Consider the following 17382-nt stretch of genomic DNA (forward strand, 5'->3'; position numbering starts at 1 on the left):
CTTTCCAGGCGTGCTCCTTCAACCACTCGGACACCTCTCTGTGTTGATTTTTGACTCACTTGCTGAATCGGAGTGCAAAGAAAAAAATTATTCTTTCCCTTTCCAAATTTCCAGCGAAAATCCCTCCCCTTTCTTAGGTAGTCATTTCCCCTGCAAGTGGGATCATCAGTCTTTTTCGGATTACATCCCTGTCAGGCGATTGCCCCAATAAAAACATCAACTTTGTAATGGCTGCCTCTGTGGTCATATCTGCACCACTCACGACTCCCACATTCAGCAATTCACGAGAAGTCTCATACCTTCCCTGAATGACCCGACCACCATTGCACTGGGAAACATTGAGGATGATCAATCCTTTTTTAATGGCACGCTCCAAAGACCGCATAAACCAGGCTTCACTGGGGCTATTTCCAGAACCATAGGTTTCCAAAACTACTCCACGCAATCCTGGAGTCGCAAAACAAGAGTCCATAATCTGGTCTGTGATTCCCGGAAAAAGCTTCAAAATCATGACCCTGTTATCCAGTTCATTCATCAACTGCAATTTTCGATTGGGTTCGTAGGGACGAATAGCCGCTGTATTGTAATCAATCACAATCCCCGACTCTGCCAAAGGTGGATAATTTTCCGACTCGAAAGCATCGAAATGAACACTTTGGACTTTCTTCGAACGATTCCCCCGAAGCAACAGGTGATTAAAGAAAATACCAACCTCTGGTACAAGGGGCTTCCCATCAATCTTTGCCGTGGCAATTTCCAAGCTTGTCATCAAATTTTCACGCGCATCTGACCGCAAGGCTGAGATGGGCAATTGGGCACCTGTAAAAATCACAGGCTTATTCAATCCATGCAACATAAAGCTCAACATGGACGCAGAATAAGCCATCGTATCGGTACCATGAAGCACCACAAAGCCATCGTAGCTATCGTAATTTTCATGGATGATGTAGGCCATATCCTTCCAATGCAACATGGACACATTGGAAGAATCAATAGGCGATGGAAATGATATTACCGTTATGGCTACATCCAAATTGGAAAGAATAGGTATTTTGTCCAGAATCTGCCCAAAATTAAAGGGGACCAAGGAACCGCTCTCATCGTAGGCCATCCCAAGCGTACCTCCTGTATAAATAATCAAAACCGAGGAGGTCTTACTCGTTTTTGCCTGTGTATTGAGTCGGACTATTTTATAATTCATAGTCAAATTTCTTTAAATAAAGCGAGTGCATTTTCCCGGGTTACTCGCGCAACCTCGGCAATGTTCATCTGCATTAAACCTCCTACTCGCTCTGCAATATAAGGCAAGTAGGCTGGAGTGTTTCGCTTACCTCGAAAGGGAACAGGAGCCAAGTATGGAGCATCTGTTTCCAATACTAGATTTTCAATTTTCAGAAAGGGCAACACCTGATCCAATCCCCCATTTTTATAGGTTACCACTCCTCCAATACCCAAAAGGAAGCCCAATTCGATAATCTGTTTTGCTTGGTCGAGATTCCCAGTAAAGCAATGAAAAATCCCCTTCAGATTTCCGTCCTGCATTTCTCGCACAATCTCGATAGTTTCATCCATGGAATCCCGACAATGTAGCACAATGGGTAAATCCAATGTTTTTGCCCAAGTAATTTGCTCCCGAAGTGCCTGTTTCTGCTCTTCGAAAAAGGTTTTATCCCAATACAAATCCAACCCAATTTCACCCACTGCTGCAAAAGGACGTTTCCAAAGCCAACCCTTCATCACCGCTAATTGTGCCTCAAAATCTTCCTTCACGTCACAAGGATGAAGCCCCATCATGGGAATGCAAATCCCGGGATAGTTTTTCTCCATCTCAAGCATTGGCTCAATAGAAGCCACATCAATATTTGGCATATAGACGCGTTCCACTCCGGCCTCTTGAATCCCTTGCATGACCATTTGTCGGTCGGATTCAAATTTGTGAGAATAAATATGTGCGTGTGTATCAATAAAATTCATGAGTAGCTTCTTGATTTCCACTTGGTAGCGGAAGGCCAAAAGTAATAAAGAATCGTCAGCAGGGTAATAGGCAATAAGTAAAAATCAAAGAGTAGGGTGGTAAAAAACGAAAGGGACCTCCCCGCTTTTCGAGCAAATTGAATTAAAAATATGGTCTGCAAAACCGATTTGGAAAACCAAACCCCTATGCCAATGGGGAAGTTTAAAAACAACAAAAGGATCAGAGCAGGGTAATAAAAAAACTGCAAAGCCAATAAAGCTTTCATGTAAATAGGTAAAGTCATCACTCCGCACATCCAACGTTTTCGCTGAATAAGTAAATCCTTCCAAGAAGCTTCTCCTTTGGTATAAATCAAAGCCTCTGGACTTACTTGATTTTGAATCAAAAACCCTTTTCGAAGAATAGATTTTGAAATCTCGAGGTCTTCGGTTAAGCTAAATCGTATATTTTCAAAGCCTCCACTCCTCTCATAAGCCTTTCTGGAAATGCACATATTATTCCCCAAACCTGTCGTCGGAACCCCCCAATCTGTAGCCACTTTAACCAGACTGAGCGTAAACCACCAATCCAACTCTTGGAATTTGTCCAGAATACGCCCTCCTTTCACTTGAGTGACACCGATAACCATACCGGTTTTTTCAGAAAAGCCAGCTAATAGGGACTCAATCCAAGTTGTTGGAACTTGACAATCTGCATCTGTAAAAAACAAGAATTCTCCTTGGCTTTTCCTTTCGACCAAGGAAAGAGCTTGGGCTTTTGGATTTTTGTTGCAATCAAACTGCTCTACTTTGACTACCTGTGCATTCTCCCGATTTTGACACCACTCACTCAAAATCGAGAAAGTAGCATCCTCGCTTTGATCATCCGCAAAAAGAAACTCGATTTTATCTGAGGGATAATTCAATTTTTCAAAGGAATCCAATAGCATAGGCAGGAAAAACTCCTCGTTTCGGGCTGCAACGAGAACTGAAACGAAGGGAAGTTTACCTGAATTTTTACTAGGAAAGGATTTCCAAAAGAAAGTATGGTGAAGAATCCCAAGAATAAATTGAACCAGGATAAAGGAAAGAATAAAATAGAATATCCACCCCATTACAAAACCCCAGTTTTCATTTCTTTTTGTTTTATGGCATCTAAAAATTCCGGTAAGAACTGAGGAAGAACATCCCTCGTTTTTTCCTGATCATGAAAAACTACAATGGACCCGATCTCAAGTTTTTCCAAACAAGTATTCAAAATCTTTTGGGGTTTAAGTTTGGGATCATAATCACCTGATAAGACATCCCACATGACAACCCTTTTTTCTTTTGCTACTTCCTTTGCCTGAGAAGGTGTCATCCAACCGTAAGGAGGACGAAAAAGAGAAGTTTGAATCCCCAAGACCTCTTCAAAAATCAAGTCGCATTTTCGGATATTCTCTAAATACTTTTCCTTACTTGAGCGTAATCCATGCAGATGATGAAAGGTATGATTACCGATAGAATGACCCGCTTGAATTACTTTCAGCGCAAGTTCCGGATGCTTGCGCACATTGTCGCCCACCATGAAAAAAGTAGCTTTCTGATCTCTTTGATTTAATTGATCGAGTACATAGTCCGTAACACCTGGAACAGGTCCATCATCAAAGGTCAGATATATGGATTGATCGTCCGCCCTTTTCTGCCAGATTCGCTGAGGGAATATTCGCTGAATCCAGCCTGGGGTTTTATGAACGGGGACCATAAAAGAAACGGAGGCTAAATAAAGTCAAATCGTCTCGAAGAGGTTCTTCCCCTCTGAAATCTTTTAATTTCTTCAAAAACTCATCGTGAAAAACCCGAGGCTCTACGCAAATATGACCGGAAACGAAATCCTGAAAACGAACTTCCCCAAATTCTTCATCTACTTCGTCCATGACCTCCGTCAAGCCATCTGTGTAAAGGTGGATCGTAAAATCTCCCGTAAGTTGCCGGCTCCCTAATTCCAAAAAAGGCAATTCATCGAAGGCTCCCAAAATAGTGGTGCCCGCTTCCAATAATTCGGTAGTAACTTGGTCTTCACGACAAAGGATGGGAGGATTATGCCCGGCATTCACAAAGTCTAACTTCCCTGTTCGGAAATCAAATTTCCCTAGAAAAAAGGTTATAAAGCGTTCCCCTTTTGTATTTTCAAAGAGGGTATAATTCAGCTGGCGAACCACCGTTTCAAGGGAGGCATTACTACGCAAAAGGGTCCGAAGGGCAGCTTGAAAATTCGACATCAGCATGGCAGCAGCCATCCCCTTCCCAGAAACATCAGCGACGCAGAAATAGGCTAAATCATCCGAATGCTGAATCAAATCATAATAATCTCCACCCACCATACTGTGAGGGATATAGGTGACTTTTGCATGAAGCCGGCCTTCTGTAGGTAGCTTATTGGGAAGCAACATCTGCTGAACCTGAGATGCAATTTCAATTTCCCGATTGAGTACTTCTTGTTGCAACTGTCGGCGGGCAAAGCGTTTATTTTCTAAGGCTACCACTAAAATATTTGCTAATGCCTGCGTAAAATCTAGATCAATTTCAGACTCAGTGTTTTTTCGCTTAAAAAATAAAATAGCCAGCATTTTATCCTTATGATAAACCGGCAAATAGGTTTCTAATTCTTCAAACGAAAAGCCCTCGGACAAATGCAGTTCCAAGCGCTGTTTGTCTTTGTATTCCTTGATTTGATCAAATGAAATGAGGGAAGGGACAGCTCCTTTAATTCCATGCGAGATTTTCTTTTCGAAGCCCTTATCGGATCGCACATAAAGAAGTAAGGAGCGGATATTCAAATGGACCAAACAGGTAAACTTGAAAATGTCAGCTAAGACCTGTTCAGGTTGATTTTCATTGATCGCCTGCGTGATCTCAAGAAGCGATTTCAATTCTAATTCCTTTCGCTGATATTTTTGATTTTCAGGTAACACGATCAAATAGCATTATGCGCCATCAGGCCTTTTTTTGTAGCAAGAAAAAATAGATTCTTCCCTTCTTCCAAAATATTTATTACTCCAAACAATTCATCATCCGGAGCGGTCAGACACTTGATAAATGATTTTTGATGAAGCCCCTGTAAGGTCACTAATAGCCGATCATCAGGCCAACCCAAGGTCTCTTTAAGGTAGGTATAGGGCTGGACAAAATAGAGCTCGTCCAAAAGGTCAAATTCGTCTTCGGTCATTTCCATTTACCCCAAAATTAACATTTCCTTGAATCCTACGTCCCTTCCAGGAATAATTTCCCAAAATAGCCCCAATCCCTACCCGGATAGAATAAAATGGATGCAACAAACTAGTCGAAATAAAGGCCCATCCAGGAACAGCATACCCATAAAAGGAAGCAATGGCACCCAAGGCAACCTTTTCGGAAATAGCCTTGATGCCCCAAACCAAAACAGCCCAAGCCCATCCCAAAGGAGTCAAAAAAATTAGTCCCAAAGAACCTATCCAAACCAATTGAACTCCAAAAACGGCAAAAGCGGAAAGGCCATGTCTAATCGATTGATGCGCTTTCCATTTTCCCGCCCATCGAATCCGTTGATTCAGTAAAGCCTTCAAAGTCTCCTCTCCTTTTGTATGGACAAGTACATCCTTTGAAGGGCAATAAAAAACGCTTTCTGGACCGAAACGCTCTACAATTTTTTTCAACAGAAACTCATCATCTCCCGAAAGCCAGTTTTCATTTCCACGATAGCCTTCTACTGTTTCAAATGCAGATCTTCGAAACGCTAAACTTGCTCCGCTACACATCAATGGGGATTTTTTTGCAAATGAAACCCCTGTCAGTAATTGAATACTTGCCCAATCCAACTGTTGAAAATAGGAAAGAAGAGAATTCATTTCTTGTATCATCACCGGGCCTGCTACCAATTGGACCATAGAATTAGAAAAAGGGCTTAGCAAAACTGAAAGCCAATTGGAATTGAAATCGCAGTCCGCATCTGTAGTTACAATGATGGACCCTTTGGCTTGAGAGATCCCTTTCTGCAGCGCAGCTTTTTTTCCTATCCCATCACTGGATAGCACTTTCCAAAAAGGCTTTTCTAGAATCAAATTTTCCAATAGGCTCTTGGATCCGTCACTACTTTGGTCATCAATAAAAATCACTTCCAAAAGCGAATATTCGATTTTCTCTAAATGCCGGACTAATTCAGGCAGATTTTCTGATTCATTTCTAATCGGAACCAAAAGACTGACTTTTTCCTCAAGGACTTTGATTGAATGAACTTGAAGAGCCTGCGTAAGCCAAACTCTTTTCAAATAGCCTAATAAAAGCAAATAGACTAGGGACCAGAGCAAATAAAAACTTAGCATCTTTTCGGCTATCTTGCAGGAGTGAGTAAAGAAGCTAAAAAACCCGCAAAGGAAAAAATCATTTTAGGCATTGATCCTGGTACCAATGTGATGGGGTATGGATTGATTCAAACAGAGGGCAAGCAGTATAAACTGCTCCAATATGGAGTCATTCATCTTAAAAAATACGGAAGCCATGAATTGAAACTCAAAAAAATTTTTGAGCGAATTACTGGAATACTTGAAGAGTTTATGCCGGATTCGGTGGCTTTGGAAGCGCCTTTTTATGGCGCCAATGTGCAGTCCATGTTGAAATTGGGGAGAGCTCAGGGAGTGGCAATGGCAGCTGCGTTGGCACGGGAAATCCCCATTACCGAATATTCTCCTAAAAAAGTGAAACAATCTGTCACTGGAAATGGAAACGCCTCCAAAGAGCAGGTCGCAGCTATGCTTCAGACACTTTTCAAATTGGAGGAATTACCTAAACTCTTGGATGCTACTGATGCCTTGGCAGTGGCCTTATGTCATCATTTTCATGAAGGACGTGTCCAAACACGAGGTCGCTCTGCAGGCTGGAAGGCATTTATTGAAGAAAACCCAAACCGAATAAAAAAATAAAGCCCGTTTCCGGGCTTCTTTTAGTATTTGCGATAAATATCGTATCCGATAGAAAGTTTCAGGACTCGATTTTTCACATCGGTATCAAAGTAATTGAGGCTTGTCAATCCGATATCATAACTCAATTGTAAATTGAGTTTATCGGATAAATATCCACTGATCCCCACTACTCCTCCAAAGTCATATCCCTTAACTGGATCGGTAGAAGTTTGGATATTCCCCGGTTCCTCACGCTTTCTTGAAACCAAAACTCCCACCTGAGGTCCAGCAAAAACATTCAATGCTGGAAGAAAATTTAAACGGACTAAAACCGGAAAATCCACATAATTCAGGGATTCCACGATGACATCGCCGTTTGTTGGGTTATTAGTCTCAAAGCCTTTCTGCGCAAATTGAATTCCGGGCTCTACCTCGATCATGGGCGTACCCAAGCGGTAATAGATTCCACCATGAATCCCTACATTTGCTTTGTAGTTTGTATCAGAAAAGTTGGCAGAAGACAAGCCTGCCCGAATTCCGAATTGGGCTTGGGCAGAAAAAACAACCGCAAAAAGGAAGAAAAGAGCTAAAATCTTTCGCATGTGTTCTAGAAGTTTTAAATTTCCAATAAAACTAGTGGATCACGAGAATTAAATAGAGATTACCCGGGATTTTTTATTCTTTGCCATGATAAAAACAGGTCTTTTTGAAAATATTGCAGAAGTCAGTGATGAAGCAAGAAATGCTTTTATCGGGTATTTAGAGGAAATAGAAGCTGAAAAAGGCTATAAACTGGAGAATGCCGGAGAAGTCAGCAATTATCTTTTTTATATAGCGCAAGGTTCTGCCAGAAGTTTTTACATCCGCGATAACCGGGACATTACGGTTTCCTTCTCACTTGAGGGAGAATTTGTCACAGCCATGCACTCCTTTATTACGAGAAGTCCGAGTTATGAAACAATAGAAACCCTTGAAAAATCATTGCTTTACAGAATCTCCTATGAAAATCTACAGCGATGTTTTCAGGAATTTCAGGATTTGGAGCGTGTCTATCGGATTATCTTAGAGAAATATTACATCGCTTTGGAGGAGCAGATGATTTTTTCAAAATTCAAATCTGCAAAAGAACGGTACTTGGAATTGATGGAAAAAAAGCCAAAAATCATTCAGCGGGCTTCCGTTGGACATATTGCCTCCTTTTTAGACATGACCATCGAGACACTCAGCAGGGTCCGTTCCAAGATCTGAGAATTTGATTTTTATCAAGGTAGGGTTCTGGGGAAAAACTTAGATTTGAATACTTATTTTCCCAAAATACCCGCTTACTATGAAAAAAATCCAAATCCTTTTCAAATCCTTACTTTTTATTCTGCTGCTTCAAGCATGTGGAGAAACCAGCCACGAGCAACTTTTTGATTCTAGCACCCTTGATAAACGAAGCCTTGAAGAAGTAGAGCAGGTAGTGGAAGATTTTATTTTAGCCGAAAACAATCAAACCATCGAAATAGGTGAAGGTTTCTTCGATTTGAAAACCCAATTAATACTTGACTCAAAGGAAAACATTATCATCAAAGGTGCAGGAATGACCAAGACGGTCCTTTCATTCCGAAACTTAAAAACAGGAGGAGAGGGAATGAAAATCGTCGGTAAAAACATCACAGTTCAAGACCTAACCATCGAAGATGCACCCGGTGATGGGATCAAAGTCCAACATACTGATGGACTAACCTTACGAAAGGTACATGTTACCTGGACCCATGGAAATAAATCAAAAAATGGAACCTACGCCCTTTATCCAGTCCAGTGCAAAAATGTCCTAATTGATGAATGCATTGCAGCTCATTCTCGCGACGCAGGCATTTATGTAGGTCAGTCTGAAAACATCATCGTTAAAAATTCTTTGGCCTATGGAAATGTCGCAGGGATAGAAATTGAAAATTGTGACAACGCAGAGGTTTTTGGCAATACTGCCCGGAATAATTCAGGTGGAATTTTAGTATTTAATCTTCCAGGACTTCCCAAATCCGATGGTCGAGGCACCAAAATCTACAACAATCAAATCATTGAAAACAACCATAAAAACTTTGCTACTCCTATGGGAGAAGGCCCGAATGGCAATACAGTTACCATGATCCCTCCAGGGTCAGGCGTAGTTCTATTGGCAGCAAAAGAAGTGGAAATCTTCGACAATGAAATCCTACGGAATAAAACTGTGGGGGTAGCTGTTGCAAGCTATCAGATCACAGGTTTCCCAACAGATGCTCCTAATTGGTCTCCCTATACAAGTGAGGTATACATTCATGATAATACCTATGATCGGAGTAAAGGAATGCCAGATTTGACACGTGAATTGGGTCAGCTGATCAGTTTATATAATGCGCATGGAAAGGCCAAAACCCAAGATATTGTCTATGATGGAATCGTGGATAAAAGTCGAGGAACCAATATTATAGACAACCCTATGAATATTTGTATTTCAGAACCTAAGATTCAGGATTTATTGTTTACGCGCTTTGATTTAAGCCAAGGGGAAGACAATATTCAGAGCTATCCGGAGGTAGCTCCATTCACAAATTGTAATGTACGTATTGAGACAGATGTCACTGGAATTGCAAGCAGATGATAAACAAGAAATTAGAAAGGGTATTCCTGATCTTCCTTAGCTCACTACTGGCTTTTTCATGTAAAACTGATTCTGAAAAAAGCACAAATCCCATTTTCGATCCCCAGAAGGTAGAGGAGATAGCCGATGGTGAATTTCCTTACCAATGGCTTTCGACCTATGGATTCTTTGAAGGGGATATCAAAGATCTTTCCCCAATCGACGGGCTGATTCCCTACGAGCCTGCCTCACCCCTCTTTACAGACTATGCACACAAGTCACGCTTTGTTTGGATTCCAGAAGGAGAAAAAGCTAAAATTTCAGGGGATGAACTGGACTTACCTATCGGGTCTGTTTTGATCAAAAACTTCTATTACCCAGCTGATTTCTCGAAACCAGCCGGAGAACGAAGAATCATTGAAACCCGACTTATGATTCATCAATCTAGTGGCTGGGAGGCATTTCCCTATATCTGGAATGACAGCCAAACCGACGCAATTCTAAAGGTTGTAGGCGGGGAAACAGAAGTAACCTACCGAGATGAAAATGGAAAAAACCAAATCATCAATTACCTGATTCCTAACAAAAACCAGTGCAAGACCTGTCATAACAAAAATGAAAAACTCGATCCTCTTGGGGTTGAGGTCAAGCATCTGAATTATCAAAAGGAAATCAATGGAAAATCAGTGAATCAATTGGCTTTTTGGACAGAACAAGGAAAGCTGGAGAGATTTTTAGGAGAGGATCAACATCCCAAAATGATCGATTATTCCAATGAAAGCCTTCCTTTGGCCGATAGAGCGAAAGCCTATTTGGATATCAATTGTGCCCATTGCCATCGAGAAGAAGGACCAGCTTCCACTTCCGGACTTTTCCTAGGCTATGAACAAACCGATCCGCTTAAATTAGGGATCAACAAAACCCCAGTAGCTGCAGGAAATGGTGCTGGAAATTTTCAGTTTGATATTGTTCCTGGAAAAGCAGAGGAATCCATTTTAATCCATCGCATGAATAGTACGGAAGTGGGAGTAGCTATGCCTGAAATTGGACGATCTACGATTCATCGAGAAGGCGTAGAGCTGATCAAAGCTTGGATAAACTCCATGGAATCCAACTAATCGATCACTTTTTTATCGACGTAATCGGAATTCAGGATTCCCAAGGCTCCCATATATTTTAAATCGAAGGTCAAAATATCCCCTACTTGATACTTATTTGGATTCTCTCCTAAATTCAAAATGATCATATCCGAACTTGCTCCCAACAGTTCTATCGAATCATCGGTGGGTTGTAAATATTTAGGATCTACATCCAGAAGCCCAATATCCACAATTGCACGGAAGGAAGTTTGTCCGTACAAACTTTCATCAATCTCCGCCACTTCCCCTTGAGGATTGGCCGCCAAATTTCCTACCGGAAGCATGGGCTTTTCCTGCATTTCGATGATTTCTGCATGCAATTCAAAAACATCCCCGTGCATCCCTTCAATCACCTTTTCTTCAAATAAATCAACCCCGAAAAACAAAGTTTCACCAACACGGAAATGATTAATGCCTTTTGGCAACTGATGCGTAAGCATGAGTGGAATGGTAACGGAAGTTCCTGCAGAAACCCAAGGGATTTTTTTATTGAATTTTAATTCAATGATCTGCTTGTACAGGGATAACTGAATGAGTTTATCCGTAGAAGGCATGACCCCATTCAGACAGTTCAAATTGGTACCTAAACCAATCACCTCTAAGTTAGGCAGATTGAAAACCTGTGAATAAAAATCAATCAATTGCTCTCCCATCACGCCTTCACGAAGATCCCCCGTCTCTACCATGATGATGATCTTATGATTTTTATTTTGCCTTACAGCCTCCTCACTGATCCAATGAATAGTCTCTAATTCACTGTTCAAGCTTACATCTGCAAACTCTACCATTTTCCCTACATTTCGCTTGGAAACTGGCTTTATATAGACTGTTTGAACATCCGGGTTTAGACGCTTTACCATGGCCAGGTTACTGATTCTACTATCATGGATTTCATCTACGCCCAGATTAATCAGTTCCTGAAGATAAAGTCGATTCCCACACAATAACTTTGATACTACACCCCACGCGACCCCATTTTCCTCAAAAATATTCTTCAGGAATTCATAGTTCTCTTTCAGTTTGGTTTTGTTGAGTGTTAGGTAAGCCATCTTATTTTTTCAGTCTCATTTCAAGATACTTATTCGTAAAGCCCAGCCGCTCATAAAGTCTTTTTGCAGGATTATCTGGCTCCACATGAAGTGCAATATCACCTTTTGCAAGATTCATGGCACGTTCCATAATTTTAGCTCCGATTCCTTTTCCTCTTTGAGCAGCATCCACAGCGATATATACCAAAATATTTTCGGGAATATACCCTGACATACCGGTATGATTCATAACTAGTGCACCTACAATTTTTCCGTTTTCACGGGCCAAAATCACAAAACCTCCAGCATGTAAACTATGATCCAGCGCATAATCCAAACACTTCATTACATGATCTTTGGGATCTCCATATTTCCCTAAATGCTTGACCAGAAAATCAGCTATTTCGTTTTTCTGTAGGTAAGTGGCGTTATCTATTGCAGAAAGAGTTTCAAATTTTAGCATATATCTGAGGTTTTGGTTGCGTATTAGAATCAATTTTTTCAATAATCAAAAATGATAGTAGGGATAGGATAAGCCCAAAAATATTGGGATCCAACCCGAGTGGCATTTCCCAGTTGAGAAAAGTCAAACTGGCTGTTAAGCCTCCTCCTAGTACCATGGAACTAATTGCGGCTTTGGCATTACTCTTTCCAAAAAAGAGTCCAAAAACCACAGGTACGAGGAGCCCTGAAACCATAAAGGCATATGAATACAACATCAGACTGAGCACTTCGTTCATTTGCCAAGCTAAAAGCAGTGCAAAAAGACCAATTAGAAGGGTAATAAACTGAGAAATCCGCATTTCAGCTTTATAGGACCATTTACTAGTGAACTTACCGAGCAAATCTGTTGTGAAGTTTCCAGAGGCTGCCATCAGGCAAGAATCAGCTGTAGAAAGCACAGCTGAAAAGTAAGCTGACATCATCAAGCCTAAAATTCCTGCGGGAAGAATTTGGCTCAACAAAATAGGTAAGCCCATTTCCGGATCCATACCTGTAGAGGCTCCTTCCAAAATTCCCTGTTCTACCGCCACACGAGCGAGCAAGCCCAGAGAAACTCCCATAAATGCCATAATGGGCCATTCAAAAAGCCCTGCGATAAACCAAGCTTTTTGAGCTGACTTCTTATCCTTGGCAGCAAAAATCCGCTGATAAAGGGTCATTCCCACAAACCAAATGGGAATAATGGTAATCCCCCAATTCACAAAATCCTGCCATTCTAAATTGGAAAATGAAAAGAACTCCGGTGGGAGGACAGCTTCTATTTCCTCCCAACCTCCTACATAGGTATAGGCCATGGGAATTCCTATGAGCATCAACCCAAGCATAAGAATGATCCATTGTACAGTATCCGTGTAAATAACTGCTTTTAGGCCTCCCATGACCGTGTATACAACAGCAATCACACCCATAATGAGTAAGGCAGTTGAAATATCCAAAGCTTCAAATGTACCGGAAGCCAATTTAGCTCCTGCCAATAGCTGAGAAGCTGTAAAACCAAGGTAACCCAAAAAACAAATGATAGCAGCTACCTTGGCTGTTTTCTCATTGTATAAATGACCGATGATTTGGGGAAAAGTAAAAAATTTCGAAAACGCAGGATCTGATTTTACTCGAGGGATTAATAAAACAGCGGCAATCCAAGCGCCCAACAACCCCGTAAATAACATCCAGGACCCTGACAGGCCTAAGGCAAACCCAAGCCCTCCTAATCCAATTGAAAATCCTCCTCCTACATCTGTTGCCACCACTGACAATCCAATATGCCAGGAGCCTATCCGTCTACCTCCTACATAATAATCTTCCTGACCGGTGTTTTTTCTCATAAAATGAAAGCCCACACCGAGCATGACCAGCATATAAACAACGAAGATCACCAGATCTATCCAATGCATTATGTAAAGGGATTTGTATCAATTTGATTTAGAATATAATTTTTTAAAGTTAATTAATTCATGTCAAAAATGAAATAAAATTGGGTTTTTTGAGAAAATTTGATACAATAATCCAATTTTAGATTAGAATAGTGAAAAATAAAAAAGCCGGATTTCTCCGGCTTTTCTACTGGTTTTTGAAAATATTACAAATTCTCGCTGCTCACTACCGCAGAGAAATATTCTCTATTCATTCGTGCAATATTGGACAAGGAAATACCCTTTGGACATTCAGCCGCACAAGCACCAGTATTAGTACAAGCGCCAAAACCCTCCGCGTCCATTTGTGCAATCATTTTTTCCGCACGCTCCTTACGTTCTACCTGACCTTGTGGCAACATTGCCAACTGAGAAATTTTTGCCGAGGTAAATAACATTGCGGAAGCATTTTTACAAGCAGCTACACAAGCTCCACAGCCGATACAAGTCGCTGCATCAAATGCCTCATCAGCAATCTTTTTAGGAATCGGGATTTCATTGGCATCAGGAACACCACCGGTATTCACGGATACATATCCACCCGCTTGAATGATTCTGTCAAAGGCAGAACGGTCAACCACCAAATCTTTTACCACTGGAAATGCTTTTGCTCTCCATGGCTCGATCGTGATGGTATCTCCGTCTTTGAAAGAGCGCATATGTAACTGGCAAGTAGTGGTCTGCTGTGGACCGTGCGGATTTCCATTGATGTAAAGCGAACACATGCCGCAGATCCCTTCTCGACAGTCGTGATCGAAGTGGATTGGATCCTCTCCTTTTTCGGTTAATTCTTCATTGAGCACATCCATCATTTCCAAGAAGGACATGTCAGTAGAAATTCCATCTATGGGATAGGTGACAAAACCGCCTTGATCAGTACTATTTTTTTGTCTCCAAACTTTTAATGTCAATTTCATATAGCTATGAATTTTTGTCTTAATTATTTGTATGAACGCTGGGTCAACTTCACGTTTTCGAACTCAAGAGGCTCTTTATGAAGTTCTTCCTCCGCTCCATCACCCATGTATTTCCAAGCGGCTACATAGGCAAAGTTTTCGTCATCTCGAAGCGCCTCACCTTCTGGAGTTTGATATTCCTCACGGAAATGGCCTCCACAAGATTCATTTCTGTTGTAAGCGTCATCAATCATCAATTCACCAAGCTCAAGGAAATCAGCCACTCGATGTGCTTTTTCAAGAGTTTGGTTAAGTTCTTCATTCTCACCCAACACTTTTACATCTTTCCAGAATTCAGCTCTTAATTCACGGATCTCTGCTTTAGCTTTTTGCAGGCCTTCAGCAGTACGAGCCATACCGCATTCATTCCACATGATCTTTCCTAGCTTTTTGTGGAAATAATCCACGGACTTGGTACCGTTGATGCTCAATAATTTTTGAATTCGGTCTTTAACCTCCTTCGCAGTTTTCTCAAATTCAGGATGATTGGCATCCACAGGCTTGGTACCAATTTGAGCCAAATAATCTCCAACAGTGTAAGGAATCACGAAATAACCATCTGCAAGTCCTTGCATCAAAGCGGAGGCACCCAATCGGTTTGCGCCATGATCAGAGAAGTTTGCCTCTCCCAAAGCATACAATCCTGGAATGGTAGTCATCAAGTTGTAATCTACCCAAAGTCCACCCATGGTGTAGTGAACTGCAGGATAAATCTTCATTGGAACTTGGTATGGGTTTTCTCCAGTGATCTGCTGATACATATCGAAGAGGTTTCCATACTTCGCACGGATAACATCTTCACCATCTCGCTTAATCGCATCTCGGAAATCCAGGAATACAGCTTCACCTGTTTCATTTACTCCTCGGCCCTCATCACAAACGTATTTGGCATTTCTGGATGCTACGTCTCGAGGTACAAGGTTACCGAATGAAGGGTATTTTCTTTCCAAATAATAATCCCGTTCATTTTCAGGGATATCGTTGGCTTTGATTTGTCCTTTTCGGAGCTTCTCTGCTATTTCAACTGTAGCAGGAACCCAAACGCGTCCATCGTTTCGAAGTGATTCAGACATCAAGGTCAACTTAGACTGATGATCACCAGAAACAGGAATACAAGTTGGGTGAATTTGTGTATAACAAGGGTTTGCAAAATATGCTCCGCGCTTGTGCGCTCTCCAAGCGGCAGTCACATTGGAACCCATCGCATTGGTAGAAAGGAAGAATACGTTGCCATAACCACCTGTACAAAGTAGCACAGCATGAGCTGCGTGAGTTTCAATAGCACCTGTAATCAAATTCCGTGTAACAATCCCTCTCGCATGTCCATCAATGATGACAACGTCCATCATTTCTGTACGAGGGTAAAGCTTCACTTTTCCATTTGCAACCTGACGGCTCAATGCGGAATAAGCACCCAAAAGCAATTGCTGTCCGGTTTGACCCCGAGCGTAGAATGTTCTGGATACCTGCGCTCCACCGAAGGATCGGTTAGCCAACAAACCTCCGTACTCTCGGGCAAAAGGCACACCTTGTGCCACACATTGGTCTATGATATTTACGGAGACTTCTGCAAGACGATAAACGTTTCCTTCTCTTGCGCGGTAATCACCCCCTTTGATAGTATCATAGAAAAGACGGAAAATGGAGTCTCCGTCATTTTGATAGTTTTTCGCAGCGTTGATACCTCCCTGAGCAGCGATAGAGTGTGCTCTGCGAGGGCTATCCTGAAAACAGAAGGCTTTGACATTGTACCCCAACTCAGCCAATGAAGCTGCAGCGGAAGCACCTGCCAGGCCAGTACCAACCACGATTACCTCGTACTTTCTTTTATTCGCCGGATTGACCAGCTTCATGTTGAACTTATGCTTGGTCCATTTTTCCGCCAAAGGACCGGCTGGTATTTTGGAATCTAGTATCATAAAAGATTATGGATTAGCTCGTGAAATAAATATAAAGTGGCATACTGGCGAATAATACCGGCACCAGGATGCAGTATATCTTTCCTATCAATTCAATTGCTGGGGAATACTTCACATGGTTCAAACCTAAGGTTTGAAATGCACTGGCAAAACCATGAGACAAGTGAAAGCTCAAGAAGCCCATGGCAATAACATAACCCGCTACCAAAATTTCATTCTGGAATGCAAACTGGACAATTTGATAGAGATCCTTATAAGTTTCTCCTTCATAGGTCACCATTGGCATGTCTCCCCAATGCATTTTGGCCCAAAAGCCCTGCATGTGAACCACCAAGAAAATAAGGATAATGGTGCCTAAAACTCCCATATTTCTGGAAGACCAGGCAGAATTTGTAGAAGCTTTTGACTCAGCATAGCCTACCGGTCTGGCAGTTTTGTTTTTGCGAGTAAGGAGAATGGAATAGATCACGTGGGCGATTACAGAAATATACGTCAAATAAGACAAGATCTTCACCGCCGGATTAGTGGTCATAAATTGGGCATATTTATTAAATGCCTCTCCACCGTCTCCTTTAAACAACAACATGTTACCAGATACATGGCCTGTCAAAAACAGGATAAGGAAGAGCCCTGTCAATGCCATGATCAGCTTTCTTCCTAAAGTGCTACTTAAGGTTTTTGTAACCCAGCTCATAGAATTTTTCTTTTGTTAAAACGAATGTCTTATTTCTATACCGGGACCAAATTTACGCCTCCGACAGCTAGTAAACAATCCATTCATAAAGCCCAACCTTATTTTAAAAGGTTCTAAATAATTTCCTGAAATTCTACCTGAATTCCCTTAAATTGACGAAAAATCAACCGCCTGTTTAATTTTATTGTTTGAATTTGCGCAGATTTTCTACTTACTTCTATTTATTTCGTATAGAGCTAAGAAAAGCTGTCTATTAGCACCT

General features: G+C 41.4%; 18 protein-coding genes. 4 read left to right on the forward strand and 14 right to left on the reverse strand.

Annotation, left to right across the window (positions count from 1 at the left end):
* Positions 1-133: 133 nt before the first annotated feature.
* The 7 genes from HWE15_RS08065 to HWE15_RS08095 are packed head-to-tail and all read right to left on the reverse strand — an operon-like array spanning position 134 to position 6293.
* Positions 134-1201, reverse strand: coding sequence for an asparaginase (locus HWE15_RS08065; protein WP_290507011.1), 1068 nt, complete (start codon positions 1199-1201; stop codon positions 134-136).
* A 2-nt stretch (positions 1202-1203) separates the two neighbouring features.
* Positions 1204-1974, reverse strand: coding sequence for a TatD family hydrolase (locus tag HWE15_RS08070; RefSeq protein WP_290507012.1), 771 nt, complete (start codon positions 1972-1974; stop codon positions 1204-1206).
* On the reverse strand, positions 1971-3068 hold the full coding sequence (locus HWE15_RS08075) for a glycosyltransferase (protein WP_290507013.1): 1098 nt from the start codon (positions 3066-3068) through the stop codon (positions 1971-1973). Before HWE15_RS08075 ends, HWE15_RS08070 begins: the two co-directional genes overlap by 4 nt.
* The gene (locus HWE15_RS08080; RefSeq protein WP_290507014.1) at positions 3068-3697 is read right to left on the reverse strand and encodes a polysaccharide deacetylase family protein; all 630 of its coding nucleotides are present in this window, start codon (positions 3695-3697) and stop codon (positions 3068-3070) included. The genes HWE15_RS08075 and HWE15_RS08080 overlap by 1 nt, the downstream gene beginning before the upstream one ends.
* A complete protein-coding gene (locus HWE15_RS08085) occupies positions 3681-4865 on the reverse strand; it encodes a PP2C family protein-serine/threonine phosphatase (protein WP_290507015.1) in 1185 nt (394 codons plus the stop codon). The genes HWE15_RS08080 and HWE15_RS08085 overlap by 17 nt, the downstream gene beginning before the upstream one ends.
* A gap of 44 nt (positions 4866-4909) precedes the next feature.
* Positions 4910-5167: a hypothetical protein gene (locus HWE15_RS08090; RefSeq protein ID WP_367203865.1), complete on the reverse strand. Its 258-nt coding sequence runs from the start codon at positions 5165-5167 to the stop codon at positions 4910-4912.
* Positions 5142-6293, reverse strand: a complete 1152-nt coding sequence (locus HWE15_RS08095; protein WP_290507016.1) for a glycosyltransferase — start codon at positions 6291-6293, stop codon at positions 5142-5144. The genes HWE15_RS08090 and HWE15_RS08095 overlap by 26 nt, the downstream gene beginning before the upstream one ends.
* Before the next feature lie 21 nt (positions 6294-6314).
* On the opposite strand from HWE15_RS08095, the gene ruvC reads away from it, so the two are divergent.
* Entirely contained in the window at positions 6315-6890 is a 576-nt protein-coding gene (ruvC, locus tag HWE15_RS08100; RefSeq protein ID WP_290507017.1) for a crossover junction endodeoxyribonuclease RuvC, read from the forward strand.
* 20 nt (positions 6891-6910) lie between these two features.
* On the opposite strand, the gene HWE15_RS08105 is transcribed toward ruvC, so the two are convergent.
* Positions 6911-7471: a porin family protein gene (locus HWE15_RS08105; RefSeq protein WP_290507018.1), complete on the reverse strand. Its 561-nt coding sequence runs from the start codon at positions 7469-7471 to the stop codon at positions 6911-6913.
* An 85-nt stretch (positions 7472-7556) separates the two neighbouring features.
* Here HWE15_RS08105 and HWE15_RS08110 point away from each other — a divergent pair, with 85 nt between their 5' ends.
* From HWE15_RS08110 to HWE15_RS08120, 3 genes are all read left to right on the forward strand, one after another.
* Positions 7557-8117 (forward strand): Crp/Fnr family transcriptional regulator, encoded by a 561-nt coding sequence (locus HWE15_RS08110; RefSeq protein ID WP_290507019.1) that lies wholly within the window; start codon positions 7557-7559, stop codon positions 8115-8117.
* A gap of 79 nt (positions 8118-8196) precedes the next feature.
* The gene (locus tag HWE15_RS08115; RefSeq protein WP_290507020.1) at positions 8197-9492 is read left to right on the forward strand and encodes a parallel beta-helix domain-containing protein; all 1296 of its coding nucleotides are present in this window, start codon (positions 8197-8199) and stop codon (positions 9490-9492) included.
* Positions 9489-10589 carry an SO2930 family diheme c-type cytochrome gene (locus tag HWE15_RS08120; protein ID WP_290507021.1) on the forward strand — a complete coding sequence of 367 codons (1101 nt, stop codon included), beginning with the start codon at positions 9489-9491 and terminating at the stop codon, positions 10587-10589. Before HWE15_RS08115 ends, HWE15_RS08120 begins: the two co-directional genes overlap by 4 nt.
* Here the strand turns inward: HWE15_RS08120 and HWE15_RS08125 are convergent.
* The 6 genes from HWE15_RS08125 to HWE15_RS08150 form a co-directional block, all read right to left on the reverse strand.
* Positions 10586-11659 carry an alanine/ornithine racemase family PLP-dependent enzyme gene (locus HWE15_RS08125; RefSeq protein ID WP_290507022.1) on the reverse strand — a complete coding sequence of 358 codons (1074 nt, stop codon included), beginning with the start codon at positions 11657-11659 and terminating at the stop codon, positions 10586-10588. The genes HWE15_RS08120 and HWE15_RS08125 overlap by 4 nt on opposite strands.
* Before the next feature lies 1 nt (position 11660).
* Positions 11661-12101 carry a GNAT family N-acetyltransferase gene (locus tag HWE15_RS08130; protein WP_290507023.1) on the reverse strand — a complete coding sequence of 147 codons (441 nt, stop codon included), beginning with the start codon at positions 12099-12101 and terminating at the stop codon, positions 11661-11663.
* Positions 12088-13533, reverse strand: a complete 1446-nt coding sequence (locus tag HWE15_RS08135) for a sodium:solute symporter (protein ID WP_290507024.1) — start codon at positions 13531-13533, stop codon at positions 12088-12090. Before HWE15_RS08135 ends, HWE15_RS08130 begins: the two co-directional genes overlap by 14 nt.
* Positions 13534-13718: 185 nt before the next feature.
* On the reverse strand, positions 13719-14468 hold the full coding sequence (locus HWE15_RS08140) for a succinate dehydrogenase/fumarate reductase iron-sulfur subunit (RefSeq protein ID WP_290507025.1): 750 nt from the start codon (positions 14466-14468) through the stop codon (positions 13719-13721).
* A 23-nt stretch (positions 14469-14491) separates the two neighbouring features.
* Entirely contained in the window at positions 14492-16426 is a 1935-nt protein-coding gene (locus HWE15_RS08145; RefSeq protein WP_290507026.1) for a fumarate reductase/succinate dehydrogenase flavoprotein subunit, read from the reverse strand.
* Positions 16427-16439: 13 nt separating this feature from the next.
* Complete coding sequence (locus HWE15_RS08150) at positions 16440-17120, reverse strand: succinate dehydrogenase cytochrome b subunit (RefSeq protein ID WP_290507027.1); 681 nt, start codon at positions 17118-17120, stop codon at positions 16440-16442.
* Positions 17121-17382 lie beyond the last annotated feature (262 nt).

This window comes from Algoriphagus sp. (assembly GCF_013373065.1).
Taxonomy (GTDB): domain Bacteria; phylum Bacteroidota; class Bacteroidia; order Cytophagales; family Cyclobacteriaceae; genus Algoriphagus.